Annotated in this window: 26 protein-coding genes; 19 read left to right on the top strand and 7 right to left on the bottom strand. The window is 44.9% G+C overall.

The annotated features are described in order from the left end of the window. Window positions 1–38: 38 nt before the first annotated feature. The 6 genes from J7I42_RS13325 (at window position 39) to J7I42_RS13300 (ending at window position 5,896) form a co-directional block, all read left to right on the top strand. A complete protein-coding gene (locus tag J7I42_RS13325) occupies window positions 39–371 on the top strand; it encodes an NAD(P) transhydrogenase subunit alpha (protein WP_236065486.1) in 333 nt (110 codons plus the stop codon). A 9-nt stretch (window positions 372–380) separates the two neighbouring features. Then, window positions 381–1,808, top strand: coding sequence for an NAD(P)(+) transhydrogenase (Re/Si-specific) subunit beta (locus tag J7I42_RS13320; protein WP_209139315.1), 1,428 nt, complete (start codon window positions 381–383; stop codon window positions 1,806–1,808). 4 nt (window positions 1,809–1,812) lie between these two features. Beyond that, window positions 1,813–2,325, top strand: coding sequence for a hypothetical protein (locus J7I42_RS13315; RefSeq protein WP_209139314.1), 513 nt, complete (start codon window positions 1,813–1,815; stop codon window positions 2,323–2,325). A gap of 159 nt (window positions 2,326–2,484) precedes the next feature. Then, window positions 2,485–3,087, top strand: coding sequence for a toxin-antitoxin system YwqK family antitoxin (locus tag J7I42_RS13310; protein ID WP_209139313.1), 603 nt, complete (start codon window positions 2,485–2,487; stop codon window positions 3,085–3,087). A gap of 248 nt (window positions 3,088–3,335) precedes the next feature. Continuing rightward, complete coding sequence (locus J7I42_RS13305; protein ID WP_209139312.1) at window positions 3,336–4,772, top strand: methyltransferase RsmF C-terminal domain-like protein; 1,437 nt, start codon at window positions 3,336–3,338, stop codon at window positions 4,770–4,772. A 26-nt stretch (window positions 4,773–4,798) separates the two neighbouring features. Then, on the top strand, window positions 4,799–5,896 hold the full coding sequence (locus J7I42_RS13300; RefSeq protein WP_209139311.1) for a LysM peptidoglycan-binding domain-containing protein: 1,098 nt from the start codon (window positions 4,799–4,801) through the stop codon (window positions 5,894–5,896). Between the two features lie 297 nt (window positions 5,897–6,193). On the opposite strand, the gene fmt is transcribed toward J7I42_RS13300, so the two are convergent. Continuing rightward, window positions 6,194–7,141 (bottom strand): methionyl-tRNA formyltransferase, encoded by a 948-nt coding sequence (gene fmt, locus J7I42_RS13295; RefSeq protein ID WP_209139310.1) that lies wholly within the window; start codon window positions 7,139–7,141, stop codon window positions 6,194–6,196. A 225-nt stretch (window positions 7,142–7,366) separates the two neighbouring features. Between fmt and J7I42_RS13290 the strand changes: the two genes are divergently transcribed. Further along, window positions 7,367–7,822 carry an FKBP-type peptidyl-prolyl cis-trans isomerase gene (locus J7I42_RS13290; protein ID WP_209139309.1) on the top strand — a complete coding sequence of 152 codons (456 nt, stop codon included), beginning with the start codon at window positions 7,367–7,369 and terminating at the stop codon, window positions 7,820–7,822. A gap of 190 nt (window positions 7,823–8,012) precedes the next feature. Then, the gene (locus tag J7I42_RS13285) at window positions 8,013–8,675 is read left to right on the top strand and encodes a hypothetical protein (RefSeq protein WP_209139308.1); all 663 of its coding nucleotides are present in this window, start codon (window positions 8,013–8,015) and stop codon (window positions 8,673–8,675) included. A 179-nt stretch (window positions 8,676–8,854) separates the two neighbouring features. Here J7I42_RS13285 and J7I42_RS13280 read toward each other — a convergent pair whose 3' ends face one another. Continuing rightward, window positions 8,855–9,718, bottom strand: coding sequence for a CPBP family intramembrane glutamic endopeptidase (locus J7I42_RS13280; protein ID WP_209139307.1), 864 nt, complete (start codon window positions 9,716–9,718; stop codon window positions 8,855–8,857). Between the two features lie 52 nt (window positions 9,719–9,770). Here J7I42_RS13280 and pepT point away from each other — a divergent pair, with 52 nt between their 5' ends. Together pepT and J7I42_RS35580 are read left to right on the top strand one after the other, a co-directional pair. Next, window positions 9,771–11,021 (top strand): peptidase T, encoded by a 1,251-nt coding sequence (gene pepT, locus J7I42_RS13275; RefSeq protein WP_209139306.1) that lies wholly within the window; start codon window positions 9,771–9,773, stop codon window positions 11,019–11,021. Between the two features lie 105 nt (window positions 11,022–11,126). Next, on the top strand, window positions 11,127–12,266 hold the full coding sequence (locus tag J7I42_RS35580) for an OmpA family protein (RefSeq protein WP_317196243.1): 1,140 nt from the start codon (window positions 11,127–11,129) through the stop codon (window positions 12,264–12,266). Between the two features lie 359 nt (window positions 12,267–12,625). Here J7I42_RS35580 and J7I42_RS13265 read toward each other — a convergent pair whose 3' ends face one another. Then, entirely contained in the window at window positions 12,626–13,954 is a 1,329-nt protein-coding gene (locus J7I42_RS13265; RefSeq protein WP_209139305.1) for a T9SS type A sorting domain-containing protein, read from the bottom strand. A 325-nt stretch (window positions 13,955–14,279) separates the two neighbouring features. Between J7I42_RS13265 and J7I42_RS13260 the strand changes: the two genes are divergently transcribed. Further along, the gene (locus J7I42_RS13260) at window positions 14,280–15,419 is read left to right on the top strand and encodes an OmpA family protein (protein ID WP_209139304.1); all 1,140 of its coding nucleotides are present in this window, start codon (window positions 14,280–14,282) and stop codon (window positions 15,417–15,419) included. Window positions 15,420–15,522: 103 nt separating this feature from the next. Here the strand turns inward: J7I42_RS13260 and J7I42_RS13255 are convergent, their stop codons facing one another. Beyond that, the gene (locus J7I42_RS13255) at window positions 15,523–16,506 is read right to left on the bottom strand and encodes a YpdA family putative bacillithiol disulfide reductase (protein ID WP_209139303.1); all 984 of its coding nucleotides are present in this window, start codon (window positions 16,504–16,506) and stop codon (window positions 15,523–15,525) included. A gap of 266 nt (window positions 16,507–16,772) precedes the next feature. Here J7I42_RS13255 and J7I42_RS13250 point away from each other — a divergent pair, with 266 nt between their 5' ends. From J7I42_RS13250 to J7I42_RS13235, 4 genes are all read left to right on the top strand, one after another. Beyond that, on the top strand, window positions 16,773–17,726 hold the full coding sequence (locus tag J7I42_RS13250) for an SPFH domain-containing protein (protein WP_209139302.1): 954 nt from the start codon (window positions 16,773–16,775) through the stop codon (window positions 17,724–17,726). A 160-nt stretch (window positions 17,727–17,886) separates the two neighbouring features. Continuing rightward, window positions 17,887–18,603, top strand: a complete 717-nt coding sequence (locus J7I42_RS13245; protein WP_209139301.1) for a MotA/TolQ/ExbB proton channel family protein — start codon at window positions 17,887–17,889, stop codon at window positions 18,601–18,603. Between the two features lie 91 nt (window positions 18,604–18,694). Further along, entirely contained in the window at window positions 18,695–19,096 is a 402-nt protein-coding gene (locus tag J7I42_RS13240) for an ExbD/TolR family protein (protein WP_209139300.1), read from the top strand. Window positions 19,097–19,163: 67 nt separating this feature from the next. Beyond that, complete coding sequence (locus J7I42_RS13235; RefSeq protein WP_209139299.1) at window positions 19,164–19,655, top strand: hypothetical protein; 492 nt, start codon at window positions 19,164–19,166, stop codon at window positions 19,653–19,655. Window positions 19,656–19,665: 10 nt separating this feature from the next. Here J7I42_RS13235 and prmC read toward each other — a convergent pair whose 3' ends face one another. Continuing rightward, window positions 19,666–20,583 (bottom strand): peptide chain release factor N(5)-glutamine methyltransferase, encoded by a 918-nt coding sequence (gene prmC / locus J7I42_RS13230; RefSeq protein WP_209139298.1) that lies wholly within the window; start codon window positions 20,581–20,583, stop codon window positions 19,666–19,668. A gap of 21 nt (window positions 20,584–20,604) precedes the next feature. Between prmC and ribD the strand changes: the two genes are divergently transcribed. From ribD to J7I42_RS13210, 4 genes are read left to right on the top strand one after another with little or no spacing between them, the layout of a single operon-like run. Beyond that, on the top strand, window positions 20,605–21,684 hold the full coding sequence (gene ribD / locus J7I42_RS13225) for a bifunctional diaminohydroxyphosphoribosylaminopyrimidine deaminase/5-amino-6-(5-phosphoribosylamino)uracil reductase RibD (protein ID WP_378571348.1): 1,080 nt from the start codon (window positions 20,605–20,607) through the stop codon (window positions 21,682–21,684). Then, window positions 21,681–22,565, top strand: a complete 885-nt coding sequence (locus tag J7I42_RS13220) for a hypothetical protein (protein ID WP_209139296.1) — start codon at window positions 21,681–21,683, stop codon at window positions 22,563–22,565. Before ribD ends, J7I42_RS13220 begins: the two co-directional genes overlap by 4 nt. 29 nt (window positions 22,566–22,594) lie before the next feature. Then, complete coding sequence (locus tag J7I42_RS13215) at window positions 22,595–23,206, top strand: IMPACT family protein (protein WP_209139295.1); 612 nt, start codon at window positions 22,595–22,597, stop codon at window positions 23,204–23,206. Between the two features lie 31 nt (window positions 23,207–23,237). Beyond that, on the top strand, window positions 23,238–24,074 hold the full coding sequence (locus J7I42_RS13210; RefSeq protein WP_209139294.1) for an XAC2610-related protein: 837 nt from the start codon (window positions 23,238–23,240) through the stop codon (window positions 24,072–24,074). A gap of 4 nt (window positions 24,075–24,078) precedes the next feature. Here the strand turns inward: J7I42_RS13210 and J7I42_RS13205 are convergent, their stop codons facing one another. Then, window positions 24,079–24,975, bottom strand: coding sequence for a 3-hydroxyacyl-CoA dehydrogenase family protein (locus J7I42_RS13205; RefSeq protein ID WP_209139293.1), 897 nt, complete (start codon window positions 24,973–24,975; stop codon window positions 24,079–24,081). A 597-nt stretch (window positions 24,976–25,572) separates the two neighbouring features. After that, window positions 25,573–26,214, bottom strand: a complete 642-nt coding sequence (locus tag J7I42_RS13200) for a carboxypeptidase-like regulatory domain-containing protein (protein ID WP_209139292.1) — start codon at window positions 26,212–26,214, stop codon at window positions 25,573–25,575. Window positions 26,215–26,283 lie beyond the last annotated feature (69 nt).

The raw sequence follows: 26,283 nt of genomic DNA, 5'->3' as shown, positions 1-26,283 counted from the left end.
TCAGGACTGCCGAATTAAAAAACTCACAAACTCTTTGTATGGAATCAGTTTTAAGATGGATAGCTGACAATCAGCAGATGATCTACATTGTTATACTGATGATCTTCGTAGGTATCGAGGTCATCGGTCATGTGCCCAGTGTATTGCATACCCCGTTAATGAGTGGCGCCAATGCCATACATGGGGTGGTGATCATCGGTGCCATTATCGTAATGGGGAAGGCGGACCATAATAACTATTTGGCGCTCATTCTTGGTTTCCTGGCTGTGGTAGTAGGTACGTTGAACGTGGTAGGTGGATTTGTAGTGACCAACCGTATGCTGGAAATGTTCAAAGGAAAAGGCAAAAAACAAAACACAAGCAGCAAGTAATAAAGAAATATGGAAGTAAGTATACTAACCCTGTGTTACCTGTTTGGTTCGGTTACGTTTATCATAGGATTAAAAATGTTATCGAACCCCGCAACAGCCCGTAATGGTAACCTGCTGGCAGCGGCAGGCATGGCGATCGCTATTGTTGGAACTATTTTTCTATATGAAGAAGAGGGTAAAAAGCTGGGCAATTATCCCTGGATCTTTGGAGGCATCCTGGTGGGTGGTATTATTGGTACCCTGAGCGCCAAAAAAGTAAAGATGACGGCCATGCCCGAGATGGTGAGTATGTTCAATGGTATGGGCGGCGCCTGTGCGGCACTGATCTCAACCGTGGAATTTGATCATATCTATCAAACATATAGAGCCGTTGAGACCGCGTGGCTGAGCGATTTTGTGCAAGCCGGTCATTATTTGACCATCATAGCAGGCGCTATTATCGGCAGCGTATCCTTTGCTGGTAGTATGATCGCCTGGGGGAAGTTGAGCGGTAAGATCAAAGACATGTCGTTCCGGGGGCAGCATATTGTAAACCTGCTGGTATTATTGCTGGTGTTGGCGGCCGCGGTATTTACTTATCAATATAATGTTGGTTATGCGCAGCTGCTGTTTTATGTTACTGTTGGGTTGGCCCTGATATATGGGGTGCTGTTTGTAATGCCTATTGGCGGGGCCGATATGCCGGTGGTAATTTCATTATTGAACTCCTTTACCGGTGTGGCGGCAGCCTGTGGCGGTTTTTTATACAACAACAAAGTAATGTTAACGGGTGGTATCCTGGTTGGTGCTGCCGGTACCCTGCTTACCATCCTGATGTGTAAAGCTATGAACCGCTCCCTGAAGAATGTACTGATAGGATCATTTGGTGGTTCAACTGTTGCTGCTGGCGTTAAAAAAGACCAGGGCTCATTTAAAGAGATCACCTTAAGCGATACCGCCGTGGTAATGAGCTATGCCAGTAAAGTATTGATCGTTCCGGGGTATGGACTGGCAGTTGCGCAGGCGCAACATGCCTGTCATGAACTGGAAAAATTGTTGGAAAGCAAAGGGGTAGAGGTGAAATATGCCATTCACCCGGTCGCGGGCCGTATGCCGGGCCATATGAACGTGTTGCTGGCGGAAGCCGATGTGAATTATGATAAACTGTTGGAGATGGAGCAGGCCAATGACGAATTCCCTACCACCGATATAGTGTTGATCCTGGGTGCGAATGATGTGGTGAACCCCGCCGCTAAAACAGATCCTTCTTCCCCCATATATGGGATGCCTATTCTTGATGTGGAACTGGCCAAAAACGTGGTCGTGAACAAACGCAGTATGAAACCAGGTTATGCCGGTATTGAGAACGACCTTTTCTTTCAACCCAAAACCTCTATGCTTTTTGGCGACGCCAAAAAAGTATTGCAGGACCTGATAGGGGAGATAAAGAATCTTTAATTGAATGGAACAAACAGAAGTTAAGTCGAAGTCCTGGATGCTGCCCTTTTGGTTTATGACAGGTATTGCGATCTTATGTTTTTTAGAGAATTTGACCCTGTTCAAAGCGAATTCCTATGTAGCAGCAGCTACATTTTCCTGGTATATTTTAATAGAAGCAATCACCTGGCCGTTCATTATATTAATAGAAGCCATTATTTATTGGCGGATCCGAAAAAGAATAGAAAACAGAAAATGGGTGTGGGCACATTTACTGTTTTCTTTATTTTCATTTGTGTTACTGGTGGTCTTATATTTTATAGCGCTTTATTGTATTTTTTTTATTACTGGAGGTGAAGGATATAGCTATTATCTGACAATAATGAAAAGAATACAATTTTATGCCTTCTGGTCTGGGGTAGTAGTCGGAAATATATTTTTCATTGTAGCTATCGTCCAGAGCTTTTCTTACCAAAAATCTCCGTTGCCTGCTGATTCAAATGATTTGCTGGGTGAAGTTGCGGATCTTAAACACTAAATGGCCCCGGTATGCCGTTATAAGGGCTGCACAATAAGGGAAATGCTGTATTTGTACGCAAAGAAACTGTTCAGGTGTTTGTAAAAGAATGAGTTATGTGCATTGCGTACACAAAATTTCTCCATTATCTTAGCCGCAAATAATTGTTAATCGTACAATATGATCACAAAAAGTGCTCTCCTCGCTGCTTTTGCTTTAGTAGTTACCTGTCAGGTCAGCAAAGCCCAGGACAATTCATTCTCGAAAGTAGATGATTCTGCTGTGTCGAAGCCCAAAAGTCAACTTACCTATGAGTACCAGTACCTGAATGACGATCATACGGAAGGTGTTGAGAAATCTTTTCTGTTCGGAAAGCTGAAAACAGAGATCCATTTTAAAGAAAAGGGCAAATTTCAGGCAGCCAAATCATACGATACAAAAGGGAATTTGATAAAAACTGATACCATAGTTAACTTCAATAAGCTGGTTGGTACTACTACTACCTACTATACCAACGGTAAACCCAAAGAAATGGAACACCGGGATGATAGTAGTTCAGTTGACTGGTACGCCGCCAATTTTGAAGGTGGTGGAAGAAGGATCATCATCCATTACAAAAACGGTAAAAGAAATGGTAATACCACCGAATATAACCCTAATGGTACGGTGAAAGAGACCGGAAGTTATTTAAACGATAAACGTGAAGGCGTATTCAAGTTTTATGATGTGCGCGGTCAGCTGATAACTTCAAGAAAATTCAAGGCCGATAAGGTGGTGAAATAATCAAGAAACCGAACTTTTATATAGCTGAATACCGTTCTGCCCTGGGGAGAGCGGTATTTGTTTTATGCGAAGGCCCTCCTTCGCCAAGGCTTCGGTGGTGGAAGCAGAAGGCAGAAGAATTTTGGCGGCGCAAAAGGTTATTAATCTCAATAATCGCGAGTCACGTCTGCCGTCTGCTCTCGGCTGAGCCGAGACCGTCTGCCGTCTGCCGATTCCTGGACTTGGCCATTATTTCATAAATTTGCGGGGTGCAACTTCCTCAACAACTTCTTGATTCATTAACCGGTATCGCGGGCTTCGATAAAGAGGCGTTTATACAGGTGCATGAAAGCGGCGAGCAGGTTACCTCGGTAAGGGTGAATGCTGCTAAGTCGGTAATTCCCGACAAGTCGGGACAGGGTAACAATCGGCAGCTGGCAATTGATCAGTTTTTAACGCCACAGTCCGTAAAGATCCCCTGGTCGTCCAATGGCTACTATTTACCAGAGCGGCCTGTCTTTATTTTTGATCCACTAATACACGCTGGTGCGTATTATGTACAGGAGGCGTCGAGCATGTTCCTGGAGCAGGCGCTTGTGCAAACTACAGACGTAAGCCAGCCATTACGCGTACTGGACCTGTGCGCAGCACCGGGTGGAAAATCAACCCTGTTGCAATCGCTCATTAGCGCCGATAGTTTACTGGTGAGTAATGAGGTGATCAAATCGAGGGCTGCTATTCTGGAGGAGAACAGTATTAAATGGGGTGGGGCCAATGTAATTGTTACCAATGCCGACCCAACAACCTTTGAACGGTTAGAAAATTTCTTTGATGTAATTGTAATAGATGCGCCCTGTTCGGGTTCAGGGCTGTTCAGACGCGAACGGGAAGCTATTGGTGAATGGAGCGAACAGAATGTAGAACTGTGTTATCAACGCCAGCAGCGCATTCTGGCCGCTGTTATGCCCGCCCTGAAGGAAGGCGGTGTGCTGATCTATTCCACCTGTTCCTATTCAAAAGAAGAAGATGAGCATATTGGCGACTGGCTGATGGATTCGTTTCCTGTTGACAGTTTGCCTTTGACGATAGATGCCACATGGGGTATTGTTGAAACGCAATCGGATGGACGCCGGGCCTATGGTTACCGGTTTTTCCCCTATAAAGTAAAAGGGGAAGGCTTTTTTATCAGCTGTTTTCGCAAACAGGAGGGCGGCCGCGGTACTATAAAGCCCCCTAAAAAATCATTATTACAGAAAGCTTCCAAAAACGAAACGGCGATTATTCAACCCTGGTTGCAACCAGGATCGCCTATGCAGTTATGGAAAATGAAAGAAGAAATACTGGCTTTTCCGCAGCAACTGGAAAAAGAACTGCTTACTATTGTAGATAATGTGTATGTTCGAAGAGCTGGCATAGCAATTGGTAAGATAGCAGGCAGCGACCTGGTCCCTGATCATGCGCTGGCGCTAAGCACCATCATTAATCCCGCAATTGTTGCAGTAACGTTAAAAAAGGAAGATGCCTTACAATATTTGAGGCGGGAGGAAGTTAGCTTATCTATTGGCCATAGGGGTTGGACCCTGGTACAGTATGAGCAGTATAATGTAGGCTGGATAAAGGTATTGCCAAACAGGATCAATAATTATTATCCACAGAACTGGCGCATCCTGAAGAGAGCGGTTGATAGTGCAAATGAAAACAGCTAATTAAAATTAATTCTACATCTTTGCAAATGTTACGAAATGCATCGCCTATGTTGAAGTATAAAGGAGTTTTAGTTATCGCGTTATTGGTGTTTACCCAATTTGCCTGGTCACAGTCAGACATGACTGTGAAGGGTACTTCTCCTGACCTTTACCTGATGCATACGGTACAACCCAAAGAAACCTGGTTTGCTATTGGGCGGTTATACAATTCACAGCCCAAGGATATTGCCACTTTCTCTGGGGTCACCATGGACAAGCTTTCAATTGGACAGGAACTAAAAGTGCCCCTTTCCGCACACAACTTTTCACAGGATGGTAAAAAGAATGCCGATGAGGTATTTGTGCCGGTTTATCATATTGTGCAGGAAAAAGAATGGATGTATCGCATTAGTCAGAATTATAATAAATTACCCATTGAGTCGCTGGAAAAATGGAACAGTGTCACCAACGACCAGTTACAGGCTGGTATGAAACTGATCGTAGGCTACCTGAAGGTTAAAACTGCTTCATCGCCACTGGCAGCCAATGGGCTTAAGAAATTGATCGTTCCGGCTGCAACAACTGTCGGCACCGCTGCTAAACCTACTGAGACCGCTGTGGTTAAAACGGAGAAACCTGCCGAAACAAAACCTGCCGAAACAAAAACAACCGAAACAAAGCCAGCTGATACAAAAACAACTGAGACCAAGGTTGAAACCCATAAAGAAGAATTAAAGAAAGAAGAGCCTAAAAAAGAAGATGCCAAAAAAGATATAGGTACACCGCCACCAACCACACCGGTTACCCCTGTTAGTGCAACTGAAGGAAATTATTCCGGGTACAAGGGTGGTTATTTCAAACCAACCTATAATGGCAGTGGAAAATCAACCGCAGGTAATGCTGGTATTTTCAGAAGCACCAGTGGCTGGAAAGATGGAAAGTACTATGCCCTGATGAATAATGTTCCGGTGGGCACTATTGTTAAGATCACGTATAACTCTACCAATAAATCTGTTTTTGCCAAAGTACTGGGGCAATTACCGGATATGCGCGAAAGCGTTGGACTTACCCTTCGCCTGAGTGATGCCGCAGCGGCGGAACTGGGTGCGGAAATGGGTAAGTTTTATGTTGATGTAGCTTATTAGTGAAAGTGCAAATGGGTAATGGGCAATAGGCAATGGGGAAAAGGCAAAGGGCAGAAGGGAGAGGGCAGATAGAAAATACACCTCAGCGCGGAAGGCTGAGATCCAGGAATAAACTCAAGAATTAAATATCTATAATAAGAAACCCACTCTGATACCAGAGTGGGTTTTTATTTTAAATTAACTTTATCAACCTTTTCAACCTGCCTTTCTTGTTAACCTGAGCCCTCGACTGCGCTCGGTCTCTTTGCTGACTCTTCGATCCTTCAACTCCGCTCAGGACGCTCAGTGTCTTGTCAACTAAGAAAACCTATATCCTCTAAGAAATTCCTCAATTCCCATTTTCTTCTTCCCTTCGAGTTGTAATTCGGTTACATAAATGTACCCATCTGAACCCGCGAATTTCAGATAAGTTTTATTATCCGTTTCAAATGAGCCAGGGCTTTTAGGGGAATTGTGCAATTCCTTTTTTGCCTTGTAAATTTTCAACATTTTATCATTCAAATAAGTGAATGCCGCGGGGTAGGGCGATAAACCCCTGATAAGGTTGTAAATGGCGATCACGGAATGGTCCCATTCGATCTTACAGGTTTCTGTAAAAATTTTAGGCGCATGTTGAATGGGACCGCTATCTGCCTTTTGCGGTATTTCAGTTAAGTTGCCTTTTGCCAAACCTTGCACGGTTTTCACCAGTAATTGCGCGCCGATCTCTTTCATTTTATCATGCACTTCACCGGCTGTTTCATCTTCCCCTATAGGAAAACTTTCCTGTAACAGGATATCGCCGGTATCAATTTCATGTTGCAGTTTAAATGTAGTAACCCCGGTTGCTTTTTCTCCATTGATAACGGCCCAGTTAATAGGCGCCGCACCGCGATATTGAGGTAACAAAGAGCCGTGAAGGTTTATGGTGCCCATCGACGGCATGTCCCAAACTATCTCTGGCAACATACGAAAAGCAACCACTATCTGCAGATCGGCCTTCAGGTCCTTTAATTCCTGCAAAAACTCCGGGTCTTTCAGCTTTACCGGTTGCAGAATTGGCAGCTGTTTTTCAACGGCATATTTTTTGACGGCGCTTTCTGTTAATTTCATTCCACGGCCCGCAGGTTTATCGGGTGCCGTTATCACGGCTACGATATTACACCCTGCTTGCACCAAAGCATCAAGTGAGGCTACGGCAAATTCGGGGGTGCCCATGAATACAATGCGGGGAATGATATTTGATGGTTGATTTATTTTTTCCATTTGGTTCTTTTGTTACTGGTTATCAGTACACAGTTAAAGCTTTCAGGAGGCAAATGTCATTAAAAAACTTTTATTGGCTGCCCCAAAATATTCCTTTTACTTTGTACCAAAGGGAATTAGGCTTTTTAATCTGCTCGCTTCTATTCACCAAATGTCAAGCGGATACGGCGATGTGGGACGGGAGAGTTGATTTTCCTGACAATTTTAAACACTAATAAAGTAAGTATGCAACAAGTAAAAAGCGGCGATACTGTAAAGGTTCATTATCATGGCCGTTTAACCGATGGAACAACTTTCGATTCCTCAGCAGGTCGTGAACCGCTGCAATTTGAAGTAGGAAGCGGAATGGTTATTCCTGGTTTCGATAATGGTGTTATGGGAATGGTTGTTGGTGATAAAAAAACCATTAATATTCCAGTTACCGAAGCATATGGTCCTAAAAATCCCGAGATGATCGTTGCCTTCCCCGTGACCGAATTCCCTGAAGATATGGACCTGGAAGTGGGTATGCGGTTGAATATGACCAATTCTGAAGGACATGTCATTCCTGTAGTAGTTACTGAGATCGGTGAAGAAAATGTAATGCTCGATGCCAATCACCCTTTAGCTGGTGAAGACCTGGTTTTTGACATTGAACTGGTTGAAATTGGTGCCGCACCTTCTCGCATCATTATGCCCTAATATAACGGATACAGGCCCCGGCCTGATCAATACATAGTTTCAGCAGGCAACTGGCTTTTTGCAGGTATTGCAGAGAGTAAGTTGCCTGCTTCGTTATATGCGTGTTCCTGCCCATACTTCCCTTCTAGTAGTTTTCCGATATTGACCTGCCCGGATTTTTTTTCTATTTTGGTCCCCTAATTTATACCCTATGATACAAACCACTAAGTGCATCATTACGTGCGCACTATTTATCTGTTTATCTGGTATTGTTCACGCTCAGGATCAAACCGCAGCCCCTTCCACCACCGATTCCTCATTGCCCGAATCGGATACGGCCATTGCTACCCGTAATGCCCTGAAGTTTGCCGAGAGCCTAACTAAGGCCAATTTTTACGCTGAATGGGACACCTACATGAATTTAAGCATGGCCAGTGCCATTAAGTATTATGGAGGCAAAGACGGGTTTAAAGAACATGTGGTGACCATCCATTATCACAATGAACCCAAAACGGAAGAAAAGCCTGAAAAGCTCCAGCTATTGAACCTGTTAAATAAGGAAGATACCTGGCAGTGTGTAATTGAAAAAGTACGGGAGTCATGGGACGAAAGCCGGGGAAAGGTGAAGACATTTACTTATCTGCTAGGGGAGTCAACCGACAATGGCCTTACCTGGAAGTTTGTCGATGCCAGCCATAATTCCCTGGTAAATGTAATTTACATTATGCCGTCTGTTTTTGGGACCCTGGAGATCCCTGAGGGTAAAATCGTATATGTAGACGAAGTAGCTGCACAGGAAGCAATACAGGCTGAACAAGCTGCCAAAGCAGCTGCCGCAAAAAAGAAACCGGCAGTTAAGAAATCAACTAAATAATACTGAGATAATGGGATTTTGGGGACCAGTGGGATATTGGATATATCTACCCCTATAAGTAAAAGGCGGAGCCGTTCTAATACGACTCCGCCTTTTCTATAATTGAATGTATTATCCGAAACATCCCACCATCCCATCCATCCCAACTATCCTATTTCCAATCATTCCAATAATCCCATCTATCCCAGTTCAGACTGCTTTTCATAGGCGGCATATAACAACAATAACGCAAGTAGCAAAAGGCCGGTAGCTACAAACGAACCTTCTACTCCAAACGCCCCGCCGGTTATCCACCAGGGGCCATTTAATGCAGGTTGTAATACGCTTTGTAAAGGCAGTCCGCTCACTTCATAACCCAAGACCGGTCCCTGTAGAAAGTTCCAGCTAAAGTGGAAACAAATGGCAAACCAGATATTGCGGGTATATATGAAGTTAATGCCCAGTAACAGACCGGCTAAAAACAGGTTAATAACAGCTATGAATGAGATGCCGGGGTTACTGCCATGGGCCATTGTAAACAAAACGGCTGACACACCCAGGGCTGCCCATTTATTCATCGATTCCATCAGGTTGTTAAGAATGTATCCCCTGAACACCATTTCTTCGGTAAAGGCTATCAATATCATTAATACCAGTCCTGTAAACAGGTCAGCGGCGGCAAAATGAGCATCGGTATATTCCAGGTTGTGGGTGCCCAATAGCAGCAGGGTACTGGTGCCTAATAAGGCCAGGCCCAGACAAAAACCGATAAGGGCATCCCGTTGAAATGGCTGCCATTGAAATCCCAGGCTTTTTACCGGCCGCCGATCGATGTAACGGCGAAAGATGATGGCCAGACCCATGCCTGCTAATTCAAATATAAACAGTGCCAGAATGACCCTGTTAAGAAGCTTTTGACTAAATGCGGTACTATCGGCCGGGTTTAACGTAAACAACCCACTGGCAATACCTGCCAGTAGCCCACCACTGCTAAAGGCCACATAAAGTAGAACAGCTCTTAACCAGCCTTGTTTAATAAGCGGGGTAGAAATGCCTGGCGTCATGGAGGAATGAGTTGATCGATATTTGAGTTATATTGCCAAAAATACAGCTTACATGTTTACTAACTATAGTTTTAGCGTGAAGGACAGGTTTTTGCGGTATGTGCAGGTAGATACGCAAAGCGATCCCCAATCAACAACCTGTCCCAGTACGGAAAAACAAAAAGACCTGAGCCGGATATTGGTGCAGGAGTTGCAGGCAATGGGCATTACCGATGCACAGCTTGATGACAATGGGTATGTGTATGCCACCATACCTTCCAATACTACCAAACAGGTGCCGGTGATCTGTTTTTGTTCGCATGTTGATACTGCGCCTGACTGTACCGGAAAGGACGTAAAACCTATTGTGCACACTAACTACGATGGCGGTGATATAGTGCTGCCAGATGATCCCACACAGGTGATCAGGCCAGCGGAGCATCCCTATTTGCTTAAAAAGAAAGGGGAGGATCTTATTACTGCTTCCGGTACAACCTTGCTCGGCGCCGATGATAAGGCAGGCGTAGCCGTTATCATGGATATGGCCCATTATTTTATGACGAACCCCCATGTTAAACATGGCACCATTAAGATCCTCTTTACGCCCGATGAGGAAATTGGCCGGGGTGTAGATAAGGCCGATCTGAAAAAGCTGGGGGCGGAGTTTGCATATACACTCGATGCGGGCGAACGCGGAGCTTATGAAGATGAAACTTTTTCTGCCGATGGAGTTACCATTACTTTTCATGGAATCAGTGCGCACCCCGGTTATGCAAAGGATAAACTGGTGAATGCAATGAAAGTGGCTGGCGCCTTTCTGGAATCCCTGCCAACAGATAGCCTGTCGCCCGAAACAACGGAAAAACGCCAGGGTTTTGTGCATCCGGTGCGTATTAACGGAATTGCTGAAAAGGTAACATTGGAGTTTATTATTCGCGATTTTATAACTGCAAAGCTGGCTGAATATGAGACCCTATTAAAGGAGAAGCTGGCGGCTACGCTCCAACGTTTCCCCGGCGCTAAAGCTGATTTTGAAGTGCGCGAACAGTACCGCAATATGAAAGAGGTGCTTGATAAGTACCCACAGGTTTCTGCCTATGCGAAGGAAGCCATAAAAAGGGCAGGTGTGCCATTGATTGAAATGAGCGCCCGCGGTGGTACAGACGGATCGCGGTTATCGTTTATGGGGCTGCCCTGTCCGAATATCTTCACCGGAGAAATGGCCTTTCATGGTAAACATGAATACGTGAGCGTACAGGATATGCAGAAAAGCGTAGAATCGATCGTGCATCTTTCCTGTATATGGGAAGAAAAGGGCCAGTAGTTTTATAAAACCAGCAGGTAGATAGTAGTGGAAAAGTGACAGCGTCTGGTTACAGGTGCCAATGCATACCTGTAACCAGCGCTTGTATCATATAACCATAGTCGTATGAAATATCTATTTGTTTCCTGTATCCTGTTGTTATCCACCAGTGTGGCACGTTCTCAAAACCTACTTGCCAATGGTGGTTTTGAAGATGAAAATATATGCACGGAATATAATAAGAACTGTGCACCCGAAGCGTGGATCGCTACTTCATTAAATGCCAATTATTATTTCGATGCCTCCCAGCAGCAGGCTGTAAAAGCGCATGAAGGCACCCATTATGTGGGACTGACTGCAGGTAGTCTTTACCCTAAGGGTGTACGAAATTTTATACGTGGCCGGTTGTTATGTGGTTTGCAGGCCGGTCATCAATATAAACTCTCCATGTGGGTACGTGCCCAGCACGATATCCTGGATAGCCTCGGGGCCTATTTTTCCGAACAGGATTTTTTATACGAGAAAAAGTTCTTCAAGCTCATTACACCACAATTATGGAGCCTGGATGGAATGGATACAACGATCAATCCGGGGTTATGGCAGCAAGTAGAATGGCTGTATACAGCAAATGGTACCGAGGGTTTTGTTACCATTGGTAATTTTAAACGGAACGATTACAGCGGTATCAGGTTCACAGAATATCGCAATGATTATTATTTCTTTCTCGATGAAGTAGCGTTAATACCAGTTGATCCCAAAGAGAAATTATGTATGCAGGCCGATAGTGTAAAGCAGGCCATTTATGCCGAGAACGAACGGCATAGTTATTTGGAAAGGAAGGTCTATTTGTATCGCCACAATCCGCCTCCGGTAACTCCCCTGCCAAAAACAATTCAGCGAAGGACCCAGCATATCGATACGCTTATTATTCCTGATATCTTTTTTGCTACGGCCAGCTACCAGTTATCACCGGTTAGTTTTCATGTGCTCGACAGTTTTGCCAGCCGCTTATCATTACCTGCGATCGATTCCATGGTGGTGGAAGGACATACCGATAGCATTGGTAAGCTGGCTTATAATGAAGCCTTATCACTGAACCGTGCCATATCGGTAAAGGATTATCTAAACAATAAAGTACAGGGATTACAGGAAAAAACCACCACCCGCGGCTTTGCCTATCTGCGACCAGTGGCCAGTAATAAAACTCCAAAGGGCAGACAGATGAATAGGCGCGTAGAGATCATTTTGTATAGGAAGGAGGATTGATAGAGTTGATCAGTTAACCAGTTAACAAGTAGTTGATAGAGTTGACTGGGTTGATAGGGGTGATAAGAAGGATTGAAGGGGGAAAGGTGGAGATTCGAGGGTTAATAAGATCGATGAGTTTTGGTGAAATAGAGGGTGAGCCGAAGGCGAGACGAAATGAGTTTGCCGTCTGCCGTTTGCCGTTTGCCGTCTGCCGTCTGCCGTTTGCCGTCTGCCGTCTGCCGTTTGCCGTCTGCCGTCTGCCGTTTGCCGTCTGAACGAGTCTCAAATTACGAGAACCCATTGCCCATTGCCCACTGCCTATTGCCAAAAAAAGCCACCGGCATTCCGATGGCTTTTTATCAAAAAGAGGTTACTTCTTATTGTTTGATCACCGTCTTACTAAACATATCTGAACCATTCCTAAATTCAACGTGGTATAATCCGTTGGAGAAACCGCTCATGTCAATATTTGAGATAACTGCATTGGCAGCTAATTTTAGATCTTTTACTACCTGGCCATTGAAGCTTATGATTTGAATATGCCCTTCTGTTGTCACTTTCGGGTGCTGGACCATCAGGTTGTTTTTAACCGGATTGGGCGACAAAGAAATATTCATGTTCATTTTGCTCCTGAAACTAACGATGTAACTGTATTTAAAGGAACCGTCGAGGTCAACCATTTTTAACCGGTAGTAGCTGTTGTCGGCATTAGACTGGGCATCGACAAAGCTGTAGGCTTTTTGATTGGTGCCTTTTACCGTGCCAATAGCATTGAACGTTCTGCCATCAGTGCTTTTTTCAATAACATAGTTCGCAATATCACTTTCCTGCGTGGTATTCCAGATGAGTTTTGTGCTCAGGCCATCCTCAGTTGCATTAAAGCTGGTGAGTACAACAGGCAGACTGGAGGCAGCAGGATCGAGATTGAACCAGGCAATGGCTGAATTAGGACCGTAAGCGATGCGAATGGCATCAAAGGCTGCAACGGGCGATGTGGTTGAACTGTTTTGGTTCAGTTCAATGGCATTTATCAAATTGCCATAGTTGGCTTCCACTACATCAAGTATTTGCATATTGGCAGAAGCAATAGCAGGTTCTGAGGTCAAACTGGGGTTAACCCATAAGTAAGCGTCATCGTCATTACCGGGAGCGCTGGAAATATCATACCGGATCACGATCAAATAGGTGGTGCCTGTTGTAAAACTGGCAGTTGTAGGTGTCCATACGATCCTGCTAGCCATGGTAAGATTACCGGTTAAAAGACCAAACTGCACTTCGTTGCTGTTACCTGGCTCTGAAGCAATATAAAAACGTAACGGACGGTCAGGGTCAGCCGTATTTTCCAGGGCAATACTATAGGCAGGTGTACCGTTAGACGCCGCCGGCATTGAAGTTACTCTTACTACAAAACTCATATAAATAGTAAGGTCAGCATTTTGGGTGCTGATGGCCTGGTTCAATAATTTATGGGGATCTGTACCGCTGACAGCTCCAACAGTGGCATATTCAGCTCCGCTGAGATAATTGGGATAGATGAGTGGATTGGTACTGGTGATTTGCACATCCTGACCTGAGCCATTTTGTACCCATGAACCCTGGGTCCCCAGGTTAGGATTGGGGTAAGGAAAAGCCTCATTGAAGATCAATTGGGCATTGGTGGTAATCGCAATAACTGAGACCATGATCAAAGAGTAGATCTTTTTCATTTCTTTTTGTTTTGAATGAAATAAAAATTATGGGATGGTGGCCCAGAGGAATTGGAGGAAGCACTTTTCTAGCACATGCTTGTAGAAAAGACTAATCGGAGTTCTTCAAAAGGATGAATGAAAAATTTCTTGGGGGGCGTAGATTAAATGCTCAGTTTTCGAAGGATGTATGGAAAAGTAGGAAGGGGTAAAAGTATATACAGTTTATTGCATGTGCAAATGAGTGTAAATTTTATTGATACAGATCAAATTATGTGTAATGTGTTTAAGAGGCATGGAACGGCAATTTTAAGTAATTTAGGTTCAATCCATTGTCAACCAATCCATGAAACAAATATTGCCATTCGTTCCCGCCTTTTCGGTATTGCTGTTAGCCGGTATTACCGGTAATTCCCAGAATCTGGTAGCCAATGGCAGTTTTGAAGACGCCAATCTTTGCACCGAATTTCATAAGTATTGTGCCCCGGAAGCGTGGATCGCTACTTCTCATGAAGCCAATTATTATTATGGGGATATGAGCATTGCCTACGATGGCTATCGCTATGTAGGGCTTACAGCAGGTAGTGTGAACAGAAAGGGCGTGCGTAATTTTATCAGGACCCAGTTGTTATGTGGTTTGCGAAAAGGCAGTCAGTATAATGTAGATTTTTATGTAAGCGCCACCAATAAAGTGCTCGATAGCATCGGGGTGTATTTTTCGGCGGAAGATTTTTTATATGAACAAAGAAGCTACCGCGACATACAACCGGTCTGGTGGTATATAAAAAGTGGCGGAGCATTGTCGCAACCTTTGAACAAATGGCAAAAGGTGCATTTTGTGTATACTGCAACCGGCAATGAAGCCTATCTTACCATTGGGCTATTTAAAAGAACAGATTTTACCGGTTCTTTAAAACCCGATTTCCAGGATGAATATTTGTTTCTGCTCGATAAAGTATCATTGACACCGGTTAATTCCAATGAGAGGATTTGCACGGAAGCCGAACAGGAGAAATGGCGTATTTATAAAGCAGATGACCGGCATGAGCGTTTAGATAAGATGATCAGTAACCATTTAAAGAACCCACCGGTACCAAAGCCAGCACTGGCCCTCACCCGTATACCGTATGTACAACACATCGATACCCTGATCATCCCTGATATTTATTTTGTTTCCGCCAGTTTTGAACTATCTAAAAAAAGCTTTGAGTTGCTCGATAGCTTCGCGCATAAAATGACCGGCGTTATGGATTCTGTTGTTGTGAAAGGGCATACCGATAGTATTGGCAACCTGCAGTACAACCAGGAGTTGTCACAGAATCGGGCTGTTTCAGTAAAGCAATACCTGATGACCAAAGTGCCTTCGCTAGGCGTAAACTTTATAGCAAGAGGATACGCCTTTTCGCAACCAATAGCCAGCAATAAAACTTCTTCGGGAAGGAAGAAGAATAGAAGGGTGGAGATCTTTGTTTATAGGAGGGAGTAGTTGATAGGTTAATACGTTGACACGTTAACTGGTTGACAAGGTTGCCGTCTGCGGATGTCCCATTGCCTATTGCCCACTGCCGTCTGCTTCGCCCGCCGAAGCTTTAGCGTAGGAGGGCCTTTTTCTTAATTGACTTCATGATCATCTCCGCATGAATGCGGCTATTTTCAATAAACCACACATGGGTGTTCATACCACCGCAAACCACACCGGCCAGATAAACATTGGGTAAGTTGGTTTCCATGGTTTCAGGATCATAGGCAGGTTGCAGCACTTCATCTGCCGATAACTGAATGCCTGTATCCCGTAACAGATCGAAATTAGGTTGATAGCCGGTCATGGCAATCACATAATCGTTGTCGATGGTAACTATGCCTTCAGGAGTAAGAATATCTACTTCCTTTTCGCGAATGTTCATTAAGGAGGAATGGGTATAAGCGGTTACACTGCCCTCTTTGATGCGGTTTTCAATATCGGGTTTTACCCAGTATTTCACCCTTTTGCCAATTCCCTCTTCGCGTATGACCATGGTGACTTCGGCACCTTTACGCCAGGTTTCCAGGGCTGCATCAACCGCTGAATTGTTGGCGCCTACGACCACTACTTTTGTCATGGCATAAAAATGCGGGTCTTTATAGTAATGCACTACTTTAGGGAGGTCCTCACCAGGAATATTCATAGTGTTGGGGATATCATAAAAACCAGTTGCGATCACAACAAACTTTGAAACATATGTTTGTTTAGTGGTGATGATCTGGTATTTACCATCGAGGGCAGCAATGAATTTAACTTCTTCCTGCAGGTGAATGGTAAGTTTATTACTGGTAGCTACCCGCCGATAATATTCCAGCGCTTCGGGCCGGGTAGGTTTAATATTATTGCTTACAAAGGGAATACCGCCAATTTCCAGTTTTTCAGAAGTAGAAAAAAAGGTCATATTCAGCGGGTAGTTGTATAGTGAATTGGTAAGACAGCCTTTTTCCAGGATACAATAGTGCAAACCGGCTTTTTTTGCTTCCAGGGCACAGGCCAAACCGATAGGGCCACCACCTATTATAATAATGTCGAATTGATTGGTTGAGCTCATTGCGCCAAAGTTAAGAAAAAGGCAGCCGTGAATCCCCGACAAGTCGGGGCTGGCTGGCAATCGGCAGTGGGAAAACGGCAGACGGCAGACGGCAGACGGCAGACGGCAGACAGCAGACAGCAAACGTGTCAACCTGTTAACTTGTCAACATCCTACTTCTTACCTCTTACTTCCTAAATCAACTATATCAACCCTATCATCCTGTCAACCCTTATCAACTTGTCAACTCGTCAACTAATCGCTATCTTTCATTAAAATTTAATCTTATGGATTTGCTAGCGTCCTATTGGTATGTCATTATAATTATCCTCTTCCTGTTTGCGGGATTAAAAACAATTAACCAGGGTTTTGTGGGGGTGGTTACCATGTTTGGCAGCTACCGCCGGGTATTACGGCCTGGCCTGAATTTTTTAATACCCTTCCTGGAGCAGATCAACCGCAAGGTGAGCATCCAGAACCGTTCTGTTGAAATGGAGTTCCAGGCCGTAACGGCCGACCAGGCGAATGTATACTTTAAAAGTATGCTGTTGTATGCTGTACAAAATGCCGATGAAGAAACCATTAAAAAAGTAGCCTTTAAATTTTTAAGCGAGCGTGATCTGATGCAGGCGCTCACCCGTACTATTGAAGGTACCATCCGGTCGTTCGTTGCCACCAAGCGCCAGGCCGAGATCCTGGGTTTACGTAAAGAGATCGTTGAATACGTAAAAGAACAGATAGACCATTTGCTGGAAGAGTGGGGTTACCACCTGCTCGACCTGCAGATAAACGATATTACATTCGATAAAGCCATTATGGACAGTATGAGCAGGGTAGTGGCCAGTAATAACCTGAAGGCCGCGGCTGAAAATGAAGGCCAGGCTTTATTGATCACCAAAACAAAATCGGCCGAGGCTGAAGGTAATTCTATAAAAATTGCGGCTGAGGCTGAACGTGTTGCCGCTCAGTTGCGCGGTCAGGGGGTAGCGTTGTTCAGAGAAGAAGTAGCCCGTGGTATGAGCCAGGCGGCAGAACAAATGAAACAGGCCAATCTCGATACCAATGTGATCCTGTTCAGCATGTGGACGGAAGCCATCAAGAATTTTGCGGAAGTGGGTAAGGGCAATGTCATCTTCCTCGACGGCAGCAGTGAAAGCATGCAACGAAATATGCAACAGATCATGGCCATGATGCAACAACAGCAAACAAACAAAGGCGGCCAGAACCTAAGCCAGAATTAACGTTTAGTTGGCTGTTCGTTTTAACCTGGAGGTAATTCAATTAGCAAACTTTTAAGAAATATTAAATCGGTCCATTCGTTTTAGGCACGCATTTGCCTACATTTACACCATTGTGATTCTGGTTTTGATTTACTTTCAAATTATTTAAAATACTATCTGGATGAATTGGTTTTTTTTACAGGTTACCAATCCCGCTACCACCGCTACCGCCGACTCATTACAAAAAGCGGCCACTCCTGGCGCTCCTCAGGGCGAGCATGTTATGAATGTAATGGACATGCTTGGCAATGGTGGACCTATTATGATCCCGTTGGGATTGTTGTTCGTACTGGCCGTATTTTTCTTTTTTGAACGGCTTATTGCCATTCGCAAAGCCAGTAACATTGACCCCAATTTCATGTATATAATACGGGATAACATCTTTAGTGGTAACGTATCTGCAGCCCGGTCATTGGCAAAAAATACGCCCAACCCTGTGGCCCGGATCATCGATAAAGGGTTACAACGGATAGGTAAGCCAATTGAGGCTATTGAAAAAAGCATGGAAAATGTAGGTAAACTCGAAGTGTATAAAATGGAACGCAACCTGTCGATACTGTCATTGGTGTATGGTATTGCGCCCATGTTCGGGTTCCTCGGTACCATCTTCGGGATGTTGCAGTTGTTCTATAATATCAATGCATCGGGTGAGTTTACACCTGCACAGATAGCCGGTGGTATCTATACAAAAATGATCACCTCCGCATCGGGTTTGATCATTGGTTTGTTGGCGTATGTAGGATATAATTTCCTGAATGCGCAGATCGATAAAACCGTGAACCGGATGGAAGCTGCCAGTGCAGAGTTCATTGATATTTTACAGGAACCAACCCGATAGACCCATTGGCCCTTCGACTCCGCTCAGGGCGCTTAGGGCGCGCAGGACTATGGGAAATACGAACATTTTAGAGCTTTAAATTATCAGATAAATGAATTTAAGAAGAAGATTAAAGGGACATCAGGAATTGCATGCAGGTGCGTTGAACGACATCCTGTTCATCCTGTTGTTCTTCTTCCTCATCGTATCTACCCTGGCCAACCCGAATGTGATCAAGTTATCGCAACCCAAGGCCAAGAGCGATACCAAGGCCAAACAAACCGTTATCGTGAATATTAAACCTACCGGTGAATACATCATTAACGGTAAACAGGTAACTATAGAAGAAATGAAGGCTTTTGTAGAGCCCTATGTGATGAAGGATTCCTCGCAGGCAACCATTGCGATCAATGCCGATAAAACGGTGCCGCTCGAAAATGTGGTGGCGGTAATGCGGGTGGCACGCGACCTGGGCGCCCGGTCAACGCTACTGGTAGATACGAAAGTGAAATAAATTATTCCGGCCCTGACATCCAGTTGGGGCCGTTTCTTTTATACCCCTTATCTTAAAACCCCTCTTAATGCCTGACCATAGAAAATTACTGCTGGTGTGTGTGCTTATTTTTACAGCACTATTGTTTATTAACTTTTTTGTAGTGCATGAATTTTTCCCCGAAGACGTTCCCGGTGCGGGTAAAGCAATATCAGGTTTGTTTTTGTTGGTGTGTTTTGAAGTGTTATTTTATGTAGTGTTTAAAAGAATATTGAAACAGCATGAAACTTTAAGCGTAGCTTATTTAACCATCTTTGGATGCCTGATCGTGCTGTTTAGTGGACTAATATTTCAAACCTACAGACAAGCCACACTGGAGTATACTACCAATGAAGACCGGATCAAAATTTTCCTTATAGGCGTGTTAGGGTTAACTGCTGTTGCAGGTATAACGGCGTTTCCGGTGGCAGTAGATGTGAAATATAAAAAGAGGTGGTTAACCACCCTGCTTAACATAGGGATTGGGCTCTTGTTTCTTTTAGGTGTTCCCTATCTTTTTAGCTTGTTAAAGGGTAAATAGCACCTGCACACTACTTCACTGCCTTTACCATCCGGTCCTTACCCTGGAAATCTTTCTTTACTTCAGCTTTGAATCCGTTGTTTTCAAAAAGTTCCTTTGTTTTCAGACCCAGGTCTTCATGTATTTCTACAAAAACGCTTCCGCCGGATATCAACTTGTCTTTCGCAAAACGGGCAATAGCCTCATAGAATACCAGCGCATCGTTGTCGGGCACAAACAAAGCCAAATGCGGCTCATAGGCCAGTACGTTTTGCAACATGGTGTTTTTATCGCTTTGTGGAATGTAAGGCGGGTTGCTCACAATTATGTCAGCCATAGGCAAAGAGGGCCAGGTGTCGGCATTCAGGAAGTCAGCCTGTAAAAAATGAATGGGAGTTTGTTGGGCAGCTGCATTGCGCGCTGCTACCGCAAGGGCGCCTTCGCTTACATCACAGGCGAATACCTCAGCCCGGGGTAATTTCTTTTTAAGAGAGACAGGTATACAACCACTCCCGGTACCAATGTCCAGAATTCGAAGCGAAGTTGCCTGTAGGGAATTATTGCCCATTGCCCATTGCCTATTGCCCTCTTCTCTCTGCCCTCTGCCCTCTGCCTTCTGCCCTGCATTTTCAACCACCCACTCAACAAGCTCTTCCGTCTCAGGTCTTGGAATAAGTACCTGCTCATCCACATAGAACGGCATCCCGCAAAACCAGGCCTCGTGTAAAACGTATTGTACCGGTTTATGGGTCAGCAGTTCCCGGGTATATTCCAACAACCGGGCTGCCTGATCGGGAGCCAGGATCGACTGCTTATGCATAATACGGTCAATTTTTCTCATACCGGTAACATGTTCCATAACCCAGTCAGAAATATTGGCCGCCTCGCGGTCATCATACAACTCAATAAGGGCCTTTTGCAATTGTTGTTGCGCCTCGTATACCGTCATAGGGGCAAAGATGAGGGTATTTTGGCGTATATTTGCGCCCCATTGACCACTCACGAAACATATATGCAGCGTTGTATCGAACTGGCAAAAGCCGGGGCTGGACACGTTGCGCCTAACCCAATGGTTGGCGCCGTGCTGGTGCATGAAAAACGCATCATAGGAGAGGGGTACCATAAAAAATATGGCGGTCCGCATGCCGAGGTGAATTGTGTAAATTCCGTTTCCGAGGCCGACCGGCATTTGATTTCCCAATCTGTAATGTATGTGTCGCTGGAGCCTTGTGCGCATTTTGGTAAAACGCCGCCCTGCGCCGATCTGATCATAGAAAAAAAGATCCCCGAGGTGGTTATTGGCGTTCGTGATCCGTTTAAACAGGTAGATGGAAAGGGCGTGGAGAAGCTAAAGGCCGCCGGGGTAAAAGTTACCCTGGGCGTGCTGGAGCAGGATTGTAAAACCCTTAATAAACGGTTCATCACCTTCAATACCCAACATCGACCCTATATTATTTTGAAATGGGCACAAACGGCCAATGGGAAAATGGCCGTGGAAGCAGGTGAGGAACGCCTGTTTATCAGCAACGAATTTACCAACCGCCTGGTGCATAAATGGCGCAGTGAAGAAGCGGCTATTCTGGTAGGTACCAATACGGCCCTGTTCGACAACCCGGCATTGACCACCCGTTTATGGAACGGCCCCAATCCCGTGCGGCTGGTAGTAGATAGAAACCTTCGATTGCCTTCGTCGTTACAATTGTTTGATCAGCAGGTAAAGACCATTGTATTCAATACCCTGAAACAGGAAGAAAAAGATAACCTGTTGTATTACCAGGTTACACAGGATGTAAGTCTTGTGCATCAGATCGTACATGCATTATACCAGTTAAAAATACAGAGCGTGCTGGTGGAAGGCGGAGCGCAATTGCTTCAATCTTTTATTGATGAAGGCGCGTGGGATGAAATACGCGTGATCACCAATAATGAACAGGTGGTGGGGCAGGGATTACCCGCACCGCGTTTGCAAAGCGGCCAGCTGTTACACCAGGAAACTTTTTATTCAGATACCCTCCATTATTTTGTGAACCCACAAACCGTGGCACTTTGAGCAGTTTATTATTCCTCATTGCCAGTATTATACTTACTGCCTGGCTTACTATTTCCTTTAAAATAATTGACCGGTTGGGCATCAATAACCTGCAGGCTATTGTATGCAACTATACGGTGTGTGTAATCACCGGCAGCATAGTAAATGGCAGCTTTCCTGTAAATGGAGCGCTGGTTCAACAACCCTGGTTGGGCTGGGCCCTGGTAATGGGCGCCTGTTTTATTTCGATTTTTAATCTGGCTGCCTATACCGTGCAAAAGATAGGAGTGGCGGCGGCAACAGTGGCGTATAAGTTATCGTTGGTGATCCCCTTTCTGTTTTCCCTGTACCTGTATCACGAAGAAGCAACGATGCTGAAGTTTGCCGGGGTGGCACTGGCCTTACTGGCAGTTTGGTTCACCACCCGGCCGGCGGATGGAGGCAAAAAAGGTAAAAAAGTATCGTGGTTGATCTGGGTCATGCCGCTGTTATTATTTGTGGGCAGCGGCCTGCTGGATACCATGATCAAATATGTTGAACAGGCATTTATCAACCCGGCTAACCAGGATGCTTATTTGATCACTGCCTTTTTTGTGGCTGCATCAGTAGGCTGGGTCATTTTATTTTATTTGTTCGCCACCGGAAAACAGCAATTATCGGGCAGGGCTGTATTGGCGGGCATTGGCATTGGGATACCGAACTATTTTTCCATCTGGTGTTTGCTGGGTGCATTGAAGGGATATGCTAACAACAGCTCGGCCATCATTCCCATCAATAATATGGGAATTGTACTATTTACGGCAATGGTTGCCTGGTTGATCTTTAAAGAAAAGCTCTCGGCCACCAACTGGTTGGGAATTGCCTTATCACTGGGCGCTATTGCGTTGATCGCTTATGGATGACCCGTCCATTTTTTCAATAACATTTAATTATGACCGACCTCGAATTCTTTTATACCATAGAAAAGTCAACCTCCGCAGAATTTAAAGACCGGGGCAGTAAATTTATTGCCTTTACTTACCCGGTACAGTCGGTAGAGGATTTTAAAAAGTGCATGGATGCTATCAAAAAAGAACATCCCAAAGCTACCCATCACTGTTTTGCTTATCGCATAGGGCTTGATAATAATACATACCGCGTTAGCGATGATGGTGAACCCTCCGGAACGGCCGGCAGGCCCATACTGGGGCAAATAGATAGTAAAAAACTCACCAACATACTGGTTGTAGTAGTGCGTTACTTCGGCGGTACCCTGTTGGGTGTACCCGGGTTGATCAATGCTTATAAATCTGCTGCTGCACTGGCCCTTCAGGTAACCCCTATTGTTCAAAAACCCATTGAAGTGGCGTATACCCTCCAGTTCGACTATACGCAAATGAATGAGGTGATGATGCTCGTAAAACAGCTGAACTGCACGGTGTTGGAAAAAGATATGAACCTTTTCTGCCACCTGGTGATCGGTATTCCCAAAGGCCGTATCGACGAAGCAATATATATGTTCAAAGAAATACGCGGGGTGGAAATTATGGAGAAGAATTTGTAGTATCTTTCTCCTAATTGAGGTCTGAAAGCGTATGAAACGGTTTATTACAGTAATAATCCTGTCCCTCGTATTGATTCAAGCCTGTAAACCAGGTAACGGGCCCTGGGGCAAAAACAAGTCTAAAGACACCTTATCGGTACATGCAGTTCCCTATGAGGTGCTGTTAAGCAAGGCTATGGACAGCACCGAAGAGATTGCCTTTTTCAGGGATTACTGCATCAGAAAACTGGACAGCCATAAAGTGGATAACCAGTTTTACACCCTGGCCGTTTTTGAAGGGGATACCAACCGCATCCAATTCTACAAAGGAAATATCTGCACCAATCAAAGACAACATGCTGTGGTGGGTTTTGAAGCCAGGAACCTTTTCTTCTTCTTTACAAAAGAAAATGACTGGCGACTGCGACAGGTTATAAATGGGTTTGGAAAGATCAAAGACAGTGCTATTCAATTCTGCGATATAAATTTTGATGGGCTTAAAGATGTATCTATAATCTGGAACTATTCAGCGGGTATTTGTAACTGTTCGGCACCTGGTTGTCGTGATATTTATCTGTATAACAATGACACCGACAAGCTGGAACATGTACCCGAAATAAGATCGTTCTTCGATTTTGGTGTATCGGCCGATGAAAAAACGATCTATTTGGGGGAACACTGCAAAGGCTTTTATGGGAAATATGTCTGGCAGGAGGGGAAACTACAGCTACAGGAAGAATATGCCAGCAACCAATGGGGTGAAACAGATTCCACCCATTGGCGCCTTGAACATTTTATATATTGCGAGGGAGAACGCGTTTCCGCTTATACCATACCGAATTTGCCCTTGCCTGAGAAATGGCAACAGGTTTTTGGATGGGTTAAGTGAGTTATCACCGTGAAAATCTTTCACTCACCACCAATTCCTTACTACCCCCTTCATACTTATAAAATCCTTCTCCGCTCTTCACTCCCAGATAACCGGCGGTGACCATATTCGTGAGTAACGGACAGGGCGCATATTTGGGGTTGCCAAAACCTTCATACAACACGTTTAAGATGGCATGACAGGTATCCAGGCCAATAAAATCGGCTAACTGTAAGGGCCCCATGGGATGGGCCATACCCAGCTTCATGATGGTGTCAATTTCATTTACACCGGCAATGCCTTCGTACAGGCTGTAGATCGATTCATTGATCATGGGCATCAAGATACGATTGGCAATAAAACCGGGATAATCGTTCACCACACAGGGAACTTTACCCAGTTGTTTGCTCAGTGCAACAATGGTATCGGTAACTGTTTTGGAAGTAGCGTAGCCGTTAATGATCTCTACCAGTTTCATTACCGGTACGGGGTTCATAAAGTGCATGCCGATCACCTGGCTGGCGCGTTTGGTAACGGCCGCAATACGGGTGATGGAAATAGAAGAAGTATTAGTGGCCAGCAAGGCGTGGCTGGGAGCCAGGCTATCGAGCTGTTTAAAAATATGCAGTTTAAGATCTATATTTTCTGTAGCTGCTTCCACTACCAATTGGGCCTCTTTAACACCCTGCGCCATATCGGTAACCGTGGTCAGATTGGCCAGGGCATTGTTTTTCTGCTCTTCTGTGGCCGTGCCTTTTGCGATCTGGCGGTCGAAGTTCTTTTGAATCGTTTGTAATGCTTTATCCAGCTGCGCGGCGTTTACATCTATCAGGTTTACCTGAAAACCATTCTGCGCAAAAACATGCGCAATGCCGTTGCCCATGGTACCGGCGCCTATAACTGCAATATTTTTTAAGTCCATATGGTAAGTTAATGAGGCGCTAATATACTAACGACTGTTAATATGGCAAAGGGCAATGGGGAATGGGCAGACGGCAGACGGCAAACGGCAAACTGGACCTTCGCTGCTCTCAGGTCCGTTAATGGGCAGTAGGCAGTAGGCTGTAGGCAGTAGGCAGTAGGCTGTAGGCAGTAGGCAGTAGGCAGTAGGCTGTAGGCTGTAGGCTGTAGGCTGTAGGCTGTAGGCTGTAGGCTGTAGGCTGTAGATTTTTGGCGGCGCAAAGTAGTTATTAATTTTAAATGTCGCGAACCATTCCTGAGCGTAGCGAAGGAGCCAATGTATCGAACGAAGTGAGATGCCCTGGATTTTATTTCACGTTTCACGTTTGCCGTTTCACGATTACATGAGTCTCAAATTTCGCGAGGCCAAAATTGCCGTCTGCCGTCTGCCGTCTGCCGTCTGCCGTCTGCCGTCTGCCGTCTGCCGTCTGCCGTCTGCCGTCTGCCGTCTGCCGTCTGCCGTCTGCCGTCTGCCGTCTGCCGTCTGCCGTCTGCCGATCACAAAAAAGCCCCTGCGTTACGCAAGGGCTGGTTATATAAACAAGTTAACTTGTCAACTTTAATTCTGATTCTTGAAGTCGCCCCGTTTCCAGGCCTGAATAAATTCGGCCCAGGCTGCGGGATTAAAGATGTTTTGTGGAGGTGTTTGTCCGTTGTAATAATACCGTTGCGCATTGTTCCGCAGGAACATATTGGAGCTTTCCCGGCCATCGCGGGGCAGTGTGCGGGCCAGTACCCTGCGTTTTGATTCATCGGTATTCTTACGGGCAATTTCTATATCATCATCAGGAATATTAACATTCACGAAGTCGCGTTCAAACTGTTCTTTGGTGGGGCGTGGTTTAATGATGGTGGCAGGCAGGTAAACCGTATCGGTAACCATCAATTGCAACAAACTGAATTGATTGCCTTCCAGTTCGCGAGGAATGGTAGCCAGTTTGGGTTTATAACCTATAGACGTAAACTCAACGATATCGCCTTTCATCACCACAATGCTGAAAACACCCTGTTCATTTGTAATGGTACCCCGGTTCTGACCTTTGATCATGACGGTAACAGAAGGAATGGCTCTCAGGCTGTCGGCTGTCATTACAACGCCATATAACTGCACTACAGAATCTTTCAGTTTTTCAAACTGAGCTTTAGAGGCAAAGGGAATGGCAATCGCCAGCGTAACCAAAAAAAGTAAACGTCTTTTCATGCCCGTCAAATATATACATAATGCATAAAATACTTCAACAAAATACTCATGCCAATGGTTAATTTTGTG

The sequence above is a fragment of the Niastella soli genome (genome assembly GCF_017742245.1).
GTDB lineage: Bacteria > Bacteroidota > Bacteroidia > Chitinophagales > Chitinophagaceae > Niastella > Niastella soli.
Note: the sequence above shows the minus strand (reverse complement) of the source record. Positions and strands in the feature narration are given on the sequence as shown.

What these genes read in the sequence shown, in the direction of transcription:
- J7I42_RS13250 (WP_209139302.1), top strand. Translation starts at nt 16,773, where the DNA reads ATGGATTTGCTAGCGTCCTATTGGTATGTCATTATAATTATCCTCTTC.
- J7I42_RS13290 (WP_209139309.1), top strand. Translation starts at nt 7,367, where the DNA reads ATGCAACAAGTAAAAAGCGGCGATACTGTAAAGGTTCATTATCATGGC.
- J7I42_RS35580 (WP_317196243.1), top strand. Translation starts at nt 11,127, where the DNA reads ATGAAATATCTATTTGTTTCCTGTATCCTGTTGTTATCCACCAGTGTG.
- J7I42_RS13320 (WP_209139315.1), top strand. Translation starts at nt 381, where the DNA reads ATGGAAGTAAGTATACTAACCCTGTGTTACCTGTTTGGTTCGGTTACG.
- prmC (WP_209139298.1), bottom strand. Translation starts at nt 20,583, where the DNA reads ATGACGGTATACGAGGCGCAACAACAATTGCAAAAGGCCCTTATTGAG.
- J7I42_RS13310 (WP_209139313.1), top strand. Translation starts at nt 2,485, where the DNA reads ATGATCACAAAAAGTGCTCTCCTCGCTGCTTTTGCTTTAGTAGTTACC.
- J7I42_RS13325 (WP_236065486.1), top strand. Translation starts at nt 39, where the DNA reads ATGGAATCAGTTTTAAGATGGATAGCTGACAATCAGCAGATGATCTAC.
- J7I42_RS13265 (WP_209139305.1), bottom strand. Translation starts at nt 13,954, where the DNA reads ATGAAAAAGATCTACTCTTTGATCATGGTCTCAGTTATTGCGATTACC.
- J7I42_RS13205 (WP_209139293.1), bottom strand. Translation starts at nt 24,975, where the DNA reads ATGGACTTAAAAAATATTGCAGTTATAGGCGCCGGTACCATGGGCAAC.
- J7I42_RS13280 (WP_209139307.1), bottom strand. Translation starts at nt 9,718, where the DNA reads ATGACGCCAGGCATTTCTACCCCGCTTATTAAACAAGGCTGGTTAAGA.
- J7I42_RS13210 (WP_209139294.1), top strand. Translation starts at nt 23,238, where the DNA reads ATGAAACGGTTTATTACAGTAATAATCCTGTCCCTCGTATTGATTCAA.
- J7I42_RS13245 (WP_209139301.1), top strand. Translation starts at nt 17,887, where the DNA reads ATGAATTGGTTTTTTTTACAGGTTACCAATCCCGCTACCACCGCTACC.
- pepT (WP_209139306.1), top strand. Translation starts at nt 9,771, where the DNA reads ATGTTTACTAACTATAGTTTTAGCGTGAAGGACAGGTTTTTGCGGTAT.
- J7I42_RS13200 (WP_209139292.1), bottom strand. Translation starts at nt 26,214, where the DNA reads ATGAAAAGACGTTTACTTTTTTTGGTTACGCTGGCGATTGCCATTCCC.
- fmt (WP_209139310.1), bottom strand. Translation starts at nt 7,141, where the DNA reads ATGGAAAAAATAAATCAACCATCAAATATCATTCCCCGCATTGTATTC.
- J7I42_RS13235 (WP_209139299.1), top strand. Translation starts at nt 19,164, where the DNA reads ATGCCTGACCATAGAAAATTACTGCTGGTGTGTGTGCTTATTTTTACA.
- J7I42_RS13260 (WP_209139304.1), top strand. Translation starts at nt 14,280, where the DNA reads ATGAAACAAATATTGCCATTCGTTCCCGCCTTTTCGGTATTGCTGTTA.
- J7I42_RS13285 (WP_209139308.1), top strand. Translation starts at nt 8,013, where the DNA reads ATGATACAAACCACTAAGTGCATCATTACGTGCGCACTATTTATCTGT.
- J7I42_RS13215 (WP_209139295.1), top strand. Translation starts at nt 22,595, where the DNA reads ATGACCGACCTCGAATTCTTTTATACCATAGAAAAGTCAACCTCCGCA.
- J7I42_RS13240 (WP_209139300.1), top strand. Translation starts at nt 18,695, where the DNA reads ATGAATTTAAGAAGAAGATTAAAGGGACATCAGGAATTGCATGCAGGT.
- J7I42_RS13315 (WP_209139314.1), top strand. Translation starts at nt 1,813, where the DNA reads ATGGAACAAACAGAAGTTAAGTCGAAGTCCTGGATGCTGCCCTTTTGG.
- J7I42_RS13255 (WP_209139303.1), bottom strand. Translation starts at nt 16,506, where the DNA reads ATGAGCTCAACCAATCAATTCGACATTATTATAATAGGTGGTGGCCCT.
- J7I42_RS13300 (WP_209139311.1), top strand. Translation starts at nt 4,799, where the DNA reads ATGTTACGAAATGCATCGCCTATGTTGAAGTATAAAGGAGTTTTAGTT.